The organism is Brevibacillus sp. RS1.1 (assembly GCF_013284365.1).
In the GTDB taxonomy this organism is placed as follows: Bacteria; Bacillota; Bacilli; order Brevibacillales; family Brevibacillaceae; genus Brevibacillus; species Brevibacillus brevis_D.
The window spans coordinates 1-425 of the sequence record NZ_JABSVA010000041.1; the positions used below are offsets into that span (position 1 = coordinate 1).

The 425-nt window shown below is 53.4% G+C and carries 4 tRNA genes; all 4 read left to right on the plus strand.

Annotated features, from left to right (window positions below):
- The first annotated feature begins 47 nt into the window (after positions 1 to 47).
- The 4 genes from HP570_RS29290 (at position 48) to HP570_RS29305 (ending at position 406) form a co-directional block, all read left to right on the plus strand.
- A tRNA-Asn gene (locus HP570_RS29290) sits at positions 48 to 123 on the plus strand.
- Positions 124 to 126: 3 nt separating this feature from the next.
- Positions 127 to 219 (plus strand) — tRNA-Ser (locus tag HP570_RS29295).
- A 4-nt stretch (positions 220 to 223) separates the two neighbouring features.
- Positions 224 to 297: transfer RNA gene (locus HP570_RS29300), tRNA-Glu, on the plus strand.
- 33 nt (positions 298 to 330) lie between these two features.
- Positions 331 to 406, plus strand: a tRNA-Val gene (locus HP570_RS29305).
- The last annotated feature ends 19 nt before the right edge of the window (positions 407 to 425 follow it).

Consider the following 425-nt stretch of genomic DNA (forward strand, 5'->3'; position numbering starts at 1 on the left):
CTTAGCAACCATGCGTATTCAGTTTTGAAGGAATAAACCTTCAGCGTTCCTCGGTAGCTCAGTTGGTAGAGCAATCGGCTGTTAACCGATCGGTCGGCGGTTCGAGTCCGTCCCGAGGAGCCATATGGATGGATGTCCGAGCGGCCGAAGGAGCACGATTGGAAATCGTGTAGGCGGTGTCGAACCGTCTCGTGGGTTCAAATCCCACTCCATCCGCCATCTTGGCCCGTTGGTGAAGCGGTTTAACACAGCAGCCTTTCACGCTGTCATACAGGGGTTCGAATCCCCTACGGGTCACCTAGAAAATCCCTACATGTTTGTAGGTGATTTGGAGGCTTAGCTCAGCTGGGAGAGCATCTGCCTTACAAGCAGAGGGTCGGCGGTTCGATCCCGTCAGCCTCCACCATTTATATCAAAGGACAAGA